The sequence below is a fragment of the Microtetraspora malaysiensis genome, assembly GCF_001528665.1.
GTDB classification, from domain to species: domain Bacteria; phylum Actinomycetota; class Actinomycetes; order Streptosporangiales; family Streptosporangiaceae; genus Microtetraspora_A; species Microtetraspora_A malaysiensis.
This window is the reverse complement of sequence record NZ_BBYJ01000004.1, coordinates 231,251-245,245: the sequence shown is the minus strand read 5'-3', so window position 1 is coordinate 245,245 and position 13,995 is coordinate 231,251. Positions and strand designations below refer to the sequence as shown.

Here is a 13,995-nt window from a genome sequence, read left to right as displayed (position 1 = left end):
TGTCCCGCTATATCGGTCCCATGTCCAGAAATGTGTCCATAAGCTGGACGGTGGATCCCGCAGGTAGAGCGGTTGGCCGTAAACTCGATGGCCAATACCGCAGGTGGGCCCGTGTGGCGGAGCCCGCGTAGAAGGAGCAATCATGACCAGGGCTTGGCGTGGCCTCATCGAGGAGTACCGTGACCGGCTTCCGGTGACCACCACGACGCCCGTGGTCACCCTGCTCGAAGGCGGCACGCCGCTCGTGCCCGCCAGGCGCGTCTCCGAGATGACCGGCTGCGACGTCTATCTGAAGGTCGAGGGACTCAACCCGACCGGCAGCTTCAAGGACCGCGGCATGACCATGGCCATCAGCAAGGCCGTGGAAGACGGAGCGCAGGCCGTGATCTGCGCCTCCACCGGCAACACCAGCGCCTCGGCCGCCGCCTACGCCGTACGCGCCGGGCTGACCTGCGCGGTGCTCGTGCCGCGCGGCAAGATCGCCATGGGCAAGCTGGCCCAGGCACTCGTCCACGGGGCCCGGCTGCTCCAGGTCGAGGGCTCCTTCGACGACTGCCTGGAGATGACCAGGAAGCTCGCGGAGAACTACCCCATCGCCCTGGTCAACTCGGTCAACCCGTACCGGCTGCAGGGGCAGAAGACCGCGGCGTTCGAGATCGTCGACACGCTGGGCGACGCCCCGGACGTTCACTGCATCCCCGTCGGCAACGCCGGCAACATCTCGGCGTACTGGATGGGCTACAAGGAGTACGCCGCGGACGGCATCGCCACGAAGACCCCGCGGATGCTCGGCTTCCAGGCGAGCGGCGCCGCGCCCATCGTCAACGGCGCCCCGGTCACCCACCCGCACACCATCGCCACCGCGATCAGGATCGGCAACCCCGCGTCCTGGAAGCTCGCCGAGGCGGCGCGGGACGAGTCCGGCGGCGACATCCAGGCGGTGACCGACCGCCAGATCGCGGCGGCGTACAAGCTGCTCGCGCAGAGCGAGGGCGTCTTCGTCGAGCTCGCGTCGGCGGCGAGCGTCGCGGGCCTGCTGCAGGCCCACGAGCAGGGGCTGCTGACCCCGGGCCAGCGGGTCGTCTGCACCGTGACCGGCAACGGCCTCAAGGACCCCGACTGGGCCATCTCCGGAGCGCCCGCCCCGGTGACCATCCCGGTCGACGCCTACGCGGCGGCCACCGCGCTCGAACTGGCCTGATCCTGAGCGGTCGCGTGAACGGCGCCGGCCCGGCCCGCGCCGTTCACGGCCACGTGCCGCGCGCCCTCCCCGTGGCGGCTGCCCGGGGACTCCATCTCACGAGGAGTTCGATGACAGGTAGCAGCAGCGTGGTCGTCCGGGTTCCGGCGACGAGCGCCAACCTCGGCCCCGGATACGACACCCTCGGCCTGGCGCTCGACCTGTACGACGAGGTCGAGGTCGCGCTCTCCGACGACGGCGTGACGGTCGACGTCGAGGGACAGGGCGCCGGGGAGGTGGACCCGGGTGAGGGACACCTGATCGTCAAAACCATGCGGGCGACGTTCGACCGCATGGGCGTTCCGCAGCCGTCCGGCGTCACGCTCCGCTGCCGCAACCGCATCCCGCACGCGCGCGGGCTCGGCTCGTCCTCCGCCGCCATCTGCGCCGGCATCCTCGCCGCCCGGGCGCTCGCGCCCGCCCTCTCCGGTACGGCCGACCTGCCCGGCATGCCGGACGACGACGCGTTCGCCCTGGCCACCGAGTTGGAGGGCCATCCCGACAACGTGGCGCCGTGCCTGGCCGGCGGGCTCACCATCGCGTGGACCGAGCGGTCCGGCACTCCGCGTATGGTGAAACTGCCCCTGCACGAGGACGTCCGGCCGGTCGTGTTGATCCCGCCCTTCCGGTCGTCCACGAAGGAGGCGCGCGGGCTGCTGCCGAATGAGGTGCCGCATTCCGACGCCGCCGTCAACGCGGGGCGGGCTGCGCTGCTCGTCGCGGCGCTGACCCGGATGCCGGAGCCCGGCCTGCTTCTCGCCGCCACCGAGGACCGCCTGCACCAGGACTACCGCGCGCCTGCCATGCCGCAGACCGCTGACCTGGTACGACGGCTGCGCGCCGCGGGTGTTCCCGCGGTCGTCTCGGGAGCGGGTCCGACGATCCTTGCCTTTTCGACAGCGGACACCGAGGATTTGATCGCACCAGAAGTGGGTACGGACTGGCTCATCCAGCCCTTGAACGTCGACCTGCATGGTGCGGGCGTTCAGTTTCCCGAGACACGCTGATGCCTCTTAGACCTCCAGGGAATAGCCGTGCGCGCTGGTGATGTTAGGCTGATAGCCGCACCAGATGCCCCCATGTTGGGTGCGTGCTTGTCATTCGCACATCGCTGCACTTCGCTCCGCGTCCTTCGACGCGGGCAGGGCGATTTTCCCGAAACCGTTTCCTCCCGTTGCCCCGATCGGCGCGGCGAGAGGTGGGGTTCTCGGAGGCATGCGCGTTCGAACCACTTCGACATCTGGCAGCTCGCGAGTCCGGAGCGTCACCAACACCTGAGATTCGCGAAGCCCGACCCGGTCTGTCCCGCCGGGTCGCACCACCGGGACACCAGGACGCACGAGTCCGGTGCCCGACCCCTGGGAAGGACCCTTAGTTGAGCGACACCACCGAACTCCTCTCCGACGGCCAGGCCGCCGGCGACACCCCCACCACTGCCCCGGCTCGACCGCGTCGTCGCTCCGGCACCGGCCTGGCCGGCATGGTGCTGCCCGAGCTGCAGGCCATGGCCACAGGTCTCGGCATCACCGGGATCGGGCGGATGCGCAAGAGCCAGCTCATCGCGGCCATCCAGGAGAAGCAGGGGGCGACGGGAGAGGCGCAGGCGGAGCCGAAGCCGGCCGCGGAAGCGCCGGCCGCCGTCGCCGAACGCCCCGCCCGTGGTCGCAGGGAACGTTCCCGCGCCGCCGCGCCCGCGCCCGTGGTTGAGAGCCGCGAGGAGCAGCCCGTCGCCGAGCGCGTGGACAGCGCTCCCGCCGCGGCCCCCGCCGTCGCCGCCGCCTCCAGCGCCGTCACCGCGAGCGCTCCCGCCGTCGCGGACGCCCCGGCGGTCACCGAGCCCCAGGGCGACGCCCAGAACGAGACGCGCGGCGACAGCCGTGGCGAGCGCTCCGACCGTCGTGAGCGCCGCGGCCGCGGCGACCGGCGCGAGCGTTCCGACCGCTCCGGCGACCGCGACAGCCGTACGGACCAGCGGGCCGCCGACGCGGGCGACGCTCAGACGCGCGGCCGTGACCAGCAGGGCCGTGACGGGCGCAGCGACAACCGCGCCGACCGTGGCGACCGCGCCGAGCGCGCCGACCGTGGCGACCGCGCCGAGCGCGCTGACAGCCGTGGTGACCGTGGCGACCGCGCTGACCGTGGTGACCGTGGTGACAGCCGTGGCGACCAGGGCGACGACGCCCGCGGCCGCCGTGGCAGGTTCCGCGAGCGCAACCGTCGTGGCCGCGACCGCTTCGACAGCAACGAGCCCGTGATCAGCGAGGACGACGTCCTCATCCCGATCGCCGGCATCCTGGACATCCTCGACAACTACGCGTTCGTCCGCACCAGCGGCTACCTGCCCGGCGCGAACGACGTGTACGTGTCGCTGGCGCAGATCCGCCGCAACGGCCTGCGCAAGGGCGACGTCATCACCGGCGCCGTCCGGCAGCCGCGCGATGGCGAGCGGCGCGAGAAGTTCAACGCGCTCGTCCGCCTCGACACGGTCAACGGCATGGAGCCGGAGCAGGCCCGGCAGCGGCCCGACTTCAACAAGCTCACGCCGCTCTACCCGCAGGAGCGCCTGCGTCTGGAGACCGAGCCGAACGTCCTCACCACGCGGATCATCGACCTGGTCTCGCCGATCGGCAAGGGCCAGCGTGGCCTGATCGTCTCGCCGCCGAAGGCCGGTAAGACGATGGTGCTGCAGTCGATCGCCAACGCGATCACCCGCAACAACCCCGAGTGCCACCTGATGGTCGTCCTCGTGGACGAGCGTCCGGAAGAGGTCACCGACATGCAGCGGTCGGTGAAGGGCGAGGTCATCCACTCGACCTTCGACCGTCCCGCCGAGGACCACACCACGGTCGCCGAGCTCGCCATCGAGCGGGCCAAGCGCCTGGTGGAGCTCGGCCACGACGTGGTCGTGCTGCTGGACTCGATCACCCGTCTCGGCCGCGCCTACAACCTGGCCGCGCCCGCGTCGGGCCGCATCCTGTCCGGTGGTGTGGACTCCACCGCGCTGTACCCGCCGAAGCGCTTCTTCGGCGCCGCCCGCAACATCGAGAACGGCGGCTCCCTGACGATCCTCGCCACGGCGCTGGTCGAGACCGGCTCCAAGATGGACGAGGTCATCTTCGAGGAGTTCAAGGGCACCGGAAACATGGAGCTCAAGCTCAACCGGTCCCTCGCCGACAAGCGGATCTTCCCGGCGGTGGACGTCGACGCGTCCGGCACCCGCAAGGAAGAGATCCTCATGTCGAAGGACGAGCTCCAGATCGTCTGGAAGCTGCGCCGGGTGCTCCACGCCCTCGACATGCAGCAGGCGCTGGAGCTTCTCCTGGAGAAGATGCGCGAGACCAAGTCGAACGCCGAGTTCCTGCTCCAGGTGCAGACGACGACGGTCAGCAACGGCCGCGACTGAGTTTCTGTACGGCGAAACGCCCCGGGTGGTTCCGACCACCCGGGGCGTTTCCCTTTCCGGGCGACGCTGTGGTTGTGGGATGTGTCAGGAGAGCCGCGGCGAAGGGGCGGCCCGGTCGTCCTCAGCCGGAGGGACGTCGTCGCCGGACACTCCGCCGCCCGCAGGGGCGGAACCGGACTCCGAGCCGGTGCGCCCGGCCGTGAGGAACTTGACGTCCCTCCGCTCCCCGAGAATCCGGCCGGCCTCGCCGTACGCGGTGACGGTGACGTCGGGGGAGGCGACAGTGGTCGGGGGTTCGGCGCGGCTGCCCCCGCCGTCGCCTGAGGCGGGAACGAACGCGGCGGGCACCCGCCCGAGGAAGAAGCCGTCGTGCACCTGGGCGGCGGTACGCCGGCCGTCCGCCCAGTCGATCTCGACCCGGCGCACGTCGGACGCGACGCGTCCGGCGACGACACGGTAGCCGCCGCCAGATTGGTCGCCGTCCCGCATCGCGTGCGAATCGGTCTGCACCTCGTACGCGTCCACGGTGAGGGCCCCGGTCAGGCCCGCCTCCAGATCGCCCGGCGGGGCGTAACCCCAGTACGTGAACACCGCACGGTCGGCGAAGTCCGGGTACTTCTGCGGCGTGCACAGGACGAATCCCGCGGTGCTGCCGACGAATGCCGTCGATCCCACGTCATCGCGATATTCCGCAAGCACGCGGAAATCGTCGACCTTGCCGTGCTCCAGGATGCGCTTCCGGCCGTCCATTTCGTGCACCGGGCCGCCCAGGGGCATGCAGTCGCGTATGAGCTTCACCTGCTCGCGGGTGTTGTCCGGCAGCTCGTGGACGCTCGCCGCGATGTCCTGGCCGCCGGATGCCGGGAGTACGGCCACGACCCCGACCACGGAGGCCGCGGCGACCGCGAGCCCCGCGAGCGACCACGACAGGCGGCGCCGCGCCGATCGGGCCAGCGCCCGTGCGGCGTAGACGTGCGCGTCCACCGGCCGGGCCTCCCGCGCCATGACGTGAAGTTCCTGGGCGATCTTCTGCTCATCGAGATCCATGTCAGCTCTCCTGAGTGACGGGCGCGCCGACCAGACGGCGGAGCCGGACGATCGCCTGGTGGGCCTGGCTGCGTACGGTTCCCACCGAGCAGCCCATGATCTTGGCGACCTCTGATTCCGGGAGGTCCTCGTAGTAGCGCAGCACCAGCACGGCGCGTTTGCGCGCCGGAAGGGCACGCATGGCCTGGGCGAGGCTGACCCGCGTGTCGATCTCCCCGCTGTGGTCGCCGACCGGCTGCTCGGGAAGGACGTCCGTGGCCCGTTCACGCCCCCAGCGGGGGCTTCGCCATCGGTCGATCTGCTCGTGGTACATGACCCGGCGTACGTACGCTTCGGGGTTGTCGCGGATCTTCCGCCACCGTCCCGCTGTCTTGGTCAATGCGGTCTGCAGAAGATCCTCGGCCGCGTGCTGGTCGCCGGTCAGGAGGTACGCGAGCCGGATGAGGCTGTCCGATCGGCCGGCCACGAACTCCGTGAAATCGTCTCGTCTGCTGGGGTGCAAAGGTTCTCCTCGGGTCTCATCACCCATGGGGACGAGCGCGAGGTCGCGGTTCTATGGCGTCTTTCTCGTCTCCGGACATGAAAAAGCCCGCACGGTGTGAACCGTGCGGGCCTTTCCCGGTGCTGTACGGCTTGCGCCAGGGGTTGGTGACGCGAGGCGTGCAGATCCCCTGAGCCGCTACTTGACCGTGACGAGCTTGTAGTTGGAGTAGGAGCCGTAGGTCGAGCTGGTGCCCGTGGCCGCCAGACGCCAGTAGCCGGTGTACTTCGGCTTGACGGTCTTGCTGAAGTTACCGCTCGAGTTGGAGCCGACGTAGCCCACGAACGACCACTTCGAGGAGCCCTTCTTCTTGAAGTAGAGCTTCATGATCTTCTTCTTCCAGGCCGCGGAGCCGCGGTAGACCTTGCCGGAGAGCTTGGTCGTCTTGCCCTTCTTCACCTTGGTGGGCGAAGCGGTCATCTTGATCTTCGACGTGGCCTTGGAGGAGCCGGTCTTCCTGACCTCGAAGCCCTTGACGAAGCTGTAGGTCTTCGAACCACGGGTGACCGTGATCTTCAGCTGCCAGGAGCCGGTCGAGGTGCTGTAGTCGAAGGCGGCCGAGTCGTGGTACGACTTGCCGTCCGTCTCCAGGCCGGTGCTGAGCGAGAAGTAGTCGTCGTAGCTCTTGCTCTCCAGCCGGACGTCGGTGACCTTCTCGTCGCCCGACTTCTCCAGCTCGAACGCCACGAAGACGTCGACTTCCTTGCCCGACTTCAGCGTGACGGGGTTCGGCGAAACGCTCGCCCCGTTGACCCGCGTCGCGGCCTTGACCTCGAACGCCGTCTTGGCGGCGTCCTTCCAGGCCGCCTCATCGGTGACCGAGGGGGCGGTGGCGGAAGCTGCAGTCTGGATGACCTGGAGCAGCCACTTGTCCCCTGGCTTGTCGCTGGAGGAAATGGACATCGACCCCGACATCGATGCCTTGTCCGGCGGGTTGGTCTCGCTGTTCTTCGAAAGCTGGGTGAGGTCACCGGCCTTCCAGCTCGGCGTCGTGGCCGAGGAGTCAGTGGTGAACCGGGCATAGGCCTTGAACTTCGGCTCACCCTTCTTGTCGCCGCTCTCCTCGTAAGGGTTGGCGATCGTGAAGGAGAAGGTGATCTTGTCGCTGCCGGTGGGCGGGATGAAAAGGTCGCTTCCGGGCTTCAAGTCACTGATGTCGCCCGCTGTACGGAGGGCGACCGCCGATACGGCGTTGGCGGGGGAGGCTACGGTGATGGCCGCACCGGTGGCGAAGAGGGCTGCCCCCGTTGCGGCCGCTACTGCAAGCCGCAGGCTCTTCCTCATGGATACCCCTAACATTGGTAAAATTGAGGGAAAAGTCGGGTTATGGACACCGGAGCTTAGTGGTGCCTGTGAGGTGCGTCCACCCGGATGGTGAGGGTGATGCGCATTTACTGAACCCTTTCCCGGATGTTCCACAATGTTGGGATATGGGCCACCAGCTGGGGACTCGAGAGTTATCCACATCCCGGGGTGTCCCTGAGGGCATTCCGCCAAGCGCCGCAGAAACTGATCTTCGACGCCGAAAGTGGCAAAGGACACATCACGCCAGGTCGACGGCGCTCCACTTTCCGGCGTCTCCCGCGGCGTCTGGTCAGGCCGCCTACCAGAGGCCGTGAGGACCCGGGAGAGCCGGGTCGCGTGATCCGCCGACATCCCGGCGGACGCCTCGTGTACAGGCGGGGAATAGTCGGCGGCGTGGAGCGGTTTCCTGATCTGGCACACTGGTAGCCGAACCGCAGCGGTACCGGTTCCCGCGCGCGCGTCCGTGTGCCTGACGCGCGCAAGCCTGCACGGGCGATCCTGCATGGTGAACAAGCGACCCGGCGACCGCGCCTAGCGTTAGGAACTGAACAATGAAGGCCGAGATTCACCCGGACTACGTCGTCACCCAGGTGACCTGCACCTGCGGGAACAGCTTCACCACCCGCAGCACCGCCAAGAACGGCGTCATCCACGCCGACGTCTGCTCCGCCTGCCACCCGTTCTACACGGGCAAGCAGAAGATCCTCGACACGGGCGGCCGGGTGGCGCGCTTCGAGGCGCGCTTCGGGAAGAAGGCCCAGAAGGGCCAGTAGCTCTTCACAGACGCCGGCTCGGACCGCTTCTTTCGATTTCGACAAGAGGCGTGCCCGGGTCGGCGTTCTTCGTGATGGAGGCCGAATCCCGAAAGCCGTACCCAAGGAAAGGAGCGCGCGGTGAATCTTGACGAGATCATCAGTGAGTACGCGGATCTGGAGTTGAAGCTCGCCGATCCCTCCGTGCACGCCGACCAGGCCAAGGCACGGACATACGGCAAGCGCTATTCGACGCTCACGCCCATCGTCACGACGTACCGCGAGCTGGAGGGTGTCCGGGAGGACCTCACGGCGGCGCGGGAACTGGCGGCGGAGGACTCGGCGTTCGCCGACGAGGCCGCCGAGCTGGAGGGTCGCATCCCGGCGCTGGAGGAGCGGCTGACGCACCTCCTGGTCCCGCGCGACCCGAACGATGACAAGGACATCATCATGGAGATCAAGGCGGGTGAGGGCGGCCAGGAGTCGGCCCTGTTCGCCGGCGACCTCCTGCGGATGTACCTGCGATACGCCGAGCGCGTCGGATACAAGACCGAGATCATCGACGCTCAGCACTCCGACCTCGGCGGCTACAAGGACGTCACGGTCGCGATCAAGGGCAGAGAGGGCGTCTGGGCCCGCCTCAAGTTCGAAGGCGGCGTCCACCGCGTCCAGCGTGTCCCGGTGACCGAGTCCCAGGGCCGCATCCACACCTCGGCCGCGGGCGTGCTCGTCTACCCCGAGGCCGAAGAGGTGGACGTCCAGATCGACGCCAACGACCTGCGGATCGACGTCTTCCGGTCGAGCGGCCCCGGTGGCCAGAGCGTCAACACCACCGACTCCGCCGTCCGGATCACGCACATCCCGACCGGTGTGGTCGTGTCCTGCCAGAACGAGAAGAGCCAGCTCCAGAACAAGGAGTCGGCGATGCGCATCCTGCGGGCCCGCCTGCTCGTGATGGCCCAGGAGGAGGCCGAGGCGGCGGCCATGGCCGAGCGCAAATCCCAGGTGCGTACGGTCGACCGTTCTGAGCGGATCCGCACCTACAACTTCCCTGAGAATCGCATTTCCGACCATCGGGTGGGCTTCAAGGCCTATAACCTCGACCAAGTCCTGGACGGGGACCTGGACGCGGTGATACAGGCATTGCTCGACGCCGAACTGGCGGAAAAGCTGGCCGCCCATTCGTAAGTGGACCTATGACCTTCCTGCTTGACGAGATAGCACTCGCCACCGCTCGGCTCGCCGAGGCGGGCGTGCCGTCACCGCGAACCGACGCCGAGGAGATCGCGGCCTTCGTGCACGGTGTGCCGCGCGGCAAGCTGCACACCGTCAAGGACGCGGACTTCGACGCCCTTTTCTGGGAGGGCATCGCGCGCAGGGAGGCCCGGGAACCGCTGCAGCACATCACCGGCCGGGCCTACTTCCGCTACCTCTCCCTCGAAGTGGGCCCCGGTGTGTTCGTCCCCCGGCCCGAGACCGAGGTCGTCGCCGGCTGGGCGATCGACCGGCTGCGCGAGATGGACGTCGCCTCACCCGTCGTCGTCGACCTCGGCACGGGATCCGGCGCCATCGCGCTGTCGATCGCGCAGGAGGTGGCGCTCGCCCAGGTCCACGCCGTCGAGGTCGACCCTGTGGCGTACGGCTGGGCCAGGCGGAACATCCTGGAGCACGGCCAGGGCCGCACGATGCTGCATCCGGAGGACCTCACCGACTGCCTGCAGGAACTGAACGGCAAGGTCGATCTGGTGATCTCCAATCCGCCGTACATCCCGCCGGGAGCCGTCCCGCGCGACCCCGAGGTACGCGACTACGACCCGTCGCGCGCCCTGTACGGTTCCGGACAGGACGGCCTCGACGAGGTCAGAGCGGTCGAACGCACGGCACGGCGGCTGCTGCGGCCGGGCGGGTTCATGGCCGTCGAGCACGCCGACGAGCAGGGCAATGCCGTCTACTGGCTCTTCTCCGAGGACAACGGCTGGCGTGACGTACGGCTGCGCCAGGACCTCACCGGGCGGGACCGCTTCGTCACCGCGCGCCTCGGGCAGGAGTGAGAGCCGTGCCGTACCTGAGAAGGAGATCGGACGCATGAGCAGTAGGCGCTATGACTGCGCGAACCAGGGCGAGCGCGCCTCCGGGCTGATCGACGCTGCGTCGGTCGTACGGCGGGGCGAGCTGGTGGTGATGCCGACGGACACCGTGTACGGCATCGGCGCCGACGCCTTCACCCCGTCGGCCGTGACCGCGCTCCTGGAGGCCAAGGGACGCGGCCGCGAGATGCCGGTCCCTGTGCTCGTCGGCACGGGGCGCGCGGCGACCGCCCTGGTCGAGGAGTTCGGTCCGTACGGGCAGGACCTGGTGGACGCGTTCTGGCCCGGCCCGCTGACGTTGATCTGCCGGGCCAACCGGTCGCTGTCGTGGGACCTCGGCGACACCAAGGGCACCGTCGCCCTGCGGATGCCGCTGCACGCCATCGCGCTTGACCTGCTCAAGGACACCGGCCCGATGGCGGTTTCGAGCGCGAACCGGTCCGGTGCCGCGCCCGCCACCACCGCTGAGGAGGCGGAGGCGCAGCTCGGCGACTCCGTCGCCGTCTACCTCGACGGCGGCAAGTGCGCCGACGACGTGCCCTCCACGATCGTGGACCTGACCAGCGCGGTGCCTCGTGTGCTGCGCAAGGGGGCGCTCTCCGTGGAGAAGCTGCGCGGTGTGGTGAGCTACATCGCGACCAGCGACTGACTCAACAGCAGCAAACCGGGTCAATCATGCCGTCTGGCTATCGAAGGCATGTCGGGCTAACGTCGCGGTTACGGTAAGTGCGCCGATGTCTTCGTGGAGGCGTGCCCATGCCCAAACTGGACGGGATGGATCCGAAGCTGGTCCGCGAGCTGCTGGCCCACGTCAAGCAGGCCGCGAAGCGGATGGACGACATCGAGGCCCAGGTCATCCGGCTCACGCGCGCCGCCGGCGTCGCCGTGCAGACGACGCACCGTCCCGCCCAGGTGGCGGACGCCTGCGGCGCGATGGTGAAGGACGTGGCCGCCCGGCTCGACCTCCTGGAAAAGAAGGAGAAGCAGTCGTCCGGGGCGGCCAGGCCCTCGTCATCGTCCTCAGGCGGCGAGCGCGACATCACGAAACCGGCGGACGACCCCAAGGACGACACCGCCAAGAAATCCGAGTCGGACAAGGACTCGCATTCAGGCAAGGGGTCGGACTCGGCCAAGGGATCCGACAAGGGGTCCGATAAAAGCTCTGACAAGGGCGCGCACGGCACATCCGAGGATTCGCCGCACAAGAAGACAACGTCTCCGGACCATGACACGTCCAAGGGCGCCGACGCCGAACGGGACATCACCCGGCCGGCGGACGACCCCAAGGACGGCGCAGCCAAGGACTCCAAGGACTTGGGCCGCGAATCCGGCGCGGAGACCGCCAAAGAGCACGGGAAAACGTCCGGCAAGGAGTCCGGGAAGGACGCCGGGCACGGCTCCACCGGCAAGGAGACGGACGGCCGGGGGAGCGCCGAGAATCCCGGTAAAGACCCCGGGAAGGCCAAGGAACACGCGCCCAAGACCAGCGGATCCTCCGGCGGGAGCAAGGCGACCGAAGAGCCGATCCGGGTGGACATCGCGTCGAAGGACGTCGCCCCGAACACCACCACCGCCCCCGCCCCGAAGGTCGCCGTCGACAACCCCCATCCGGACGCCGTCTACGACACCTGGACCGGCACCGACGCCGGAGGCGCGTCCACCGGCACAACGGGTGCCGGACATGCGTCGACCGGGACGGGAATCGCGGGTGCCGGAGATACGTCCGCTGGGACGACGGGTGCCGGAGGCTCCTCTCCTGGTGCGGCGGCTGCTGCCGGACATGCGTCGACCGGGACGGCCACCGACGCCCCCGGGGCGGGAATCACCGGCACGACGGCAGACGGCGGCTCCGTGGGGTCGACGAGAGACGCGTCCACGAGCGCGACCGGCACCCCGGCGACGGGTACGGCCTCCGCAGGCACCGGCTCTGGGGTGATTCCCGCCGCCACGACCGACGGTACGGCCACGAGCACGGCCGGGGGCGTACCGTCCGGCAGCACCGGGACACACGCGCCAGGTGCGCCCCTCAGCGGTGCCGACGGCGCGTCCACCGCCGCATCCCCCGCGTACGGCGATGGCGGGGCTGAGGTGCGGACGACCTCCTATGGCGAAACGGCAGCGGGCCCCGGCTCGGGGGCGCCGTCCGGTGACCTGCCCGGTGTGGGGAGCGGCGGCGATGCGGGCGTCCCGGCTGCCGGCCGGCCCGGGGACGCGTCGGCGGGCACGTCCTCAACTGCCCCAGCCGCCACCGGCGGCGGTGCGGGTGCGGCCTCACCCGCGGGCGGCACAGGCGATGCCTGGGGGAGCTCGATCATCGGCACGGCCGGTGACGCGTCAGCCGCCTCTTCCACGGGGGCGGCGACCGCGGCCTCCGGCGATACCGGGACAGCGTCGCACGGCGTCTCCGGCGGCGTGGGCGGCGCGGGGACGGCGACGCAGGGCGGCTCCGCCGGCAGCGGCGGCCCGGCCGTGGGCGGCGTGGGGGCGACCCCGGGTGTCTCCTCGGGTGAGGGGACCGCGGTAAACGGTGGAGCGTCCGGAGCCCCTGGTGCGGTCGCGGGTGGCGGTGCGGGGGCGGCCGCGGGTGCCTCCGCCGGTGACGCCCCGGCTGTCACGGGCGCGGTGGCACACGGCGCCGACGGAGGGGGCGGAGCTTCGGCCGCCGGCGTGGGGCATTCACGGGACGATTCCCTCATCATCGACACGCCGTGGAAGGACCATCCGGACGACATCGATCAGACCGCCGGGCGGCAGGTGATCGTCGTGGATGGCGTGAAGGTCGTCTCCACGCCGATGAACCACGTCGCCGACGCCTCTCTCATCTCGGTGGACGGCAGCGCGGCCCAGCCCACGACCGCGCACGGTACGTCGCCCGGGCCGCACCCCGACGGTCCGCCGGGATTCGTCGAGCCCCTGGAGCCGACCCGTCAGAGCGTACGTCATGCGGGGCTGGCCCCCGGAGATCCTCTCGGAGACTACGTGGGAACGCCGGAGGACAACGTCACGGAGGATCCGTTCGCGACGGGTGGCGGTGACGCCGTTCACGGCACGCCGGACTCCGTGGACGCGGCGAGAGAGAAGGCCAAGGGAGGAAAGACGTGATCTATGGGGATCCGCCCGCGCCCACACCGCTCCAGCCGGGAGAGACGCCGCCCGCGCCGTCGGCCACGGATCTGCTCGCGCCCGGCGGCCAGCACACGACGTGGGTGTTCAACCCCGAATATCAGCGGCTCGTCGATCTCTGGCTCCAGGTTCTGCCGCTCATGGAACAGCTCACCGGATCTCTGGACAAGCCGCATCAGATGGCGCGGAGCGCCGACGTCTGGGACGCCCCTGTGGCCAAGCGGTACGTGGACGACGTGACCGAGTGGCGCAACCGGCTGGCGATGTACCGGCAGGCCGTGCTGACCGCCATCAGCGACCAGGCCGCCGACACGCCGCGGTGGATTCCCGGGGGCGTCGGCGCGCCGCGCGCGTTCTCCTGACAGCTCGCCGCCGGGCAACGCCCATGTTGGCCCGCCTTCCCCTGAGCCGGGCCGGCTTCACCCAAGCGGGTCACCGAAGCCGGTCGTCCTACCGACCGTGGCCGCCGTCACCGGCCCGGGGTGTCCACGGCCCGG

At 69.6% G+C, this 13,995-nt stretch carries 12 protein-coding genes; 9 read left to right on the top strand and 3 right to left on the bottom strand.

All coding sequences use genetic code 11. From position 1 onward, the window contains the following. Positions 1–142: 142 nt before the first annotated feature. The 3 genes from thrC (at position 143) to rho (ending at position 4,643) form a co-directional block, all read left to right on the top strand. Positions 143–1,201 (top strand): threonine synthase, encoded by a 1,059-nt coding sequence (gene thrC / locus AWQ71_RS01155; protein WP_067125096.1) that lies wholly within the window; start codon positions 143–145, stop codon positions 1,199–1,201. Positions 1,202–1,311: 110 nt separating this feature from the next. Further along, the gene (thrB, locus tag AWQ71_RS01150) at positions 1,312–2,247 is read left to right on the top strand and encodes a homoserine kinase (protein ID WP_067125094.1); all 936 of its coding nucleotides are present in this window, start codon (positions 1,312–1,314) and stop codon (positions 2,245–2,247) included. 368 nt (positions 2,248–2,615) lie between these two features. Then, on the top strand, positions 2,616–4,643 hold the full coding sequence (gene rho, locus AWQ71_RS01145) for a transcription termination factor Rho (protein WP_067125091.1): 2,028 nt from the start codon (positions 2,616–2,618) through the stop codon (positions 4,641–4,643). An 84-nt stretch (positions 4,644–4,727) separates the two neighbouring features. On the opposite strand, the gene AWQ71_RS01140 is transcribed toward rho, so the two are convergent. The 3 genes from AWQ71_RS01140 to AWQ71_RS01130 all read right to left on the bottom strand — a co-directional run bounded on the left by AWQ71_RS01140 (position 4,728) and on the right by AWQ71_RS01130 (position 7,515). Beyond that, positions 4,728–5,690: a hypothetical protein gene (locus AWQ71_RS01140; RefSeq protein ID WP_067125089.1), complete on the bottom strand. Its 963-nt coding sequence runs from the start codon at positions 5,688–5,690 to the stop codon at positions 4,728–4,730. A 1-nt stretch (position 5,691) separates the two neighbouring features. Further along, complete coding sequence (locus AWQ71_RS01135) at positions 5,692–6,219, bottom strand: SigE family RNA polymerase sigma factor (protein ID WP_067125086.1); 528 nt, start codon at positions 6,217–6,219, stop codon at positions 5,692–5,694. Positions 6,220–6,369: 150 nt separating this feature from the next. Continuing rightward, positions 6,370–7,515, bottom strand: a complete 1,146-nt coding sequence (locus tag AWQ71_RS01130) for a hypothetical protein (RefSeq protein ID WP_157570122.1) — start codon at positions 7,513–7,515, stop codon at positions 6,370–6,372. Between the two features lie 572 nt (positions 7,516–8,087). On the opposite strand from AWQ71_RS01130, the gene rpmE reads away from it, so the two are divergent. From rpmE to AWQ71_RS01100, 6 genes are all read left to right on the top strand, one after another. Next, positions 8,088–8,309 carry a 50S ribosomal protein L31 gene (gene rpmE, locus AWQ71_RS01125; protein WP_067125081.1) on the top strand — a complete coding sequence of 74 codons (222 nt, stop codon included), beginning with the start codon at positions 8,088–8,090 and terminating at the stop codon, positions 8,307–8,309. Between the two features lie 120 nt (positions 8,310–8,429). Continuing rightward, positions 8,430–9,476: a peptide chain release factor 1 gene (gene prfA / locus AWQ71_RS01120; protein ID WP_067125078.1), complete on the top strand. Its 1,047-nt coding sequence runs from the start codon at positions 8,430–8,432 to the stop codon at positions 9,474–9,476. A gap of 8 nt (positions 9,477–9,484) precedes the next feature. After that, positions 9,485–10,339: a peptide chain release factor N(5)-glutamine methyltransferase gene (gene prmC, locus AWQ71_RS01115; protein ID WP_067125075.1), complete on the top strand. Its 855-nt coding sequence runs from the start codon at positions 9,485–9,487 to the stop codon at positions 10,337–10,339. A gap of 34 nt (positions 10,340–10,373) precedes the next feature. Then, on the top strand, positions 10,374–11,024 hold the full coding sequence (locus tag AWQ71_RS01110) for an L-threonylcarbamoyladenylate synthase (protein ID WP_067125072.1): 651 nt from the start codon (positions 10,374–10,376) through the stop codon (positions 11,022–11,024). 107 nt (positions 11,025–11,131) lie between these two features. After that, the gene (locus AWQ71_RS41225; RefSeq protein ID WP_067125062.1) at positions 11,132–13,477 is read left to right on the top strand and encodes a hypothetical protein; all 2,346 of its coding nucleotides are present in this window, start codon (positions 11,132–11,134) and stop codon (positions 13,475–13,477) included. After that, positions 13,474–13,860, top strand: coding sequence for a hypothetical protein (locus AWQ71_RS01100; RefSeq protein WP_245658052.1), 387 nt, complete (start codon positions 13,474–13,476; stop codon positions 13,858–13,860). Before AWQ71_RS41225 ends, AWQ71_RS01100 begins: the two co-directional genes overlap by 4 nt. Positions 13,861–13,995 lie beyond the last annotated feature (135 nt).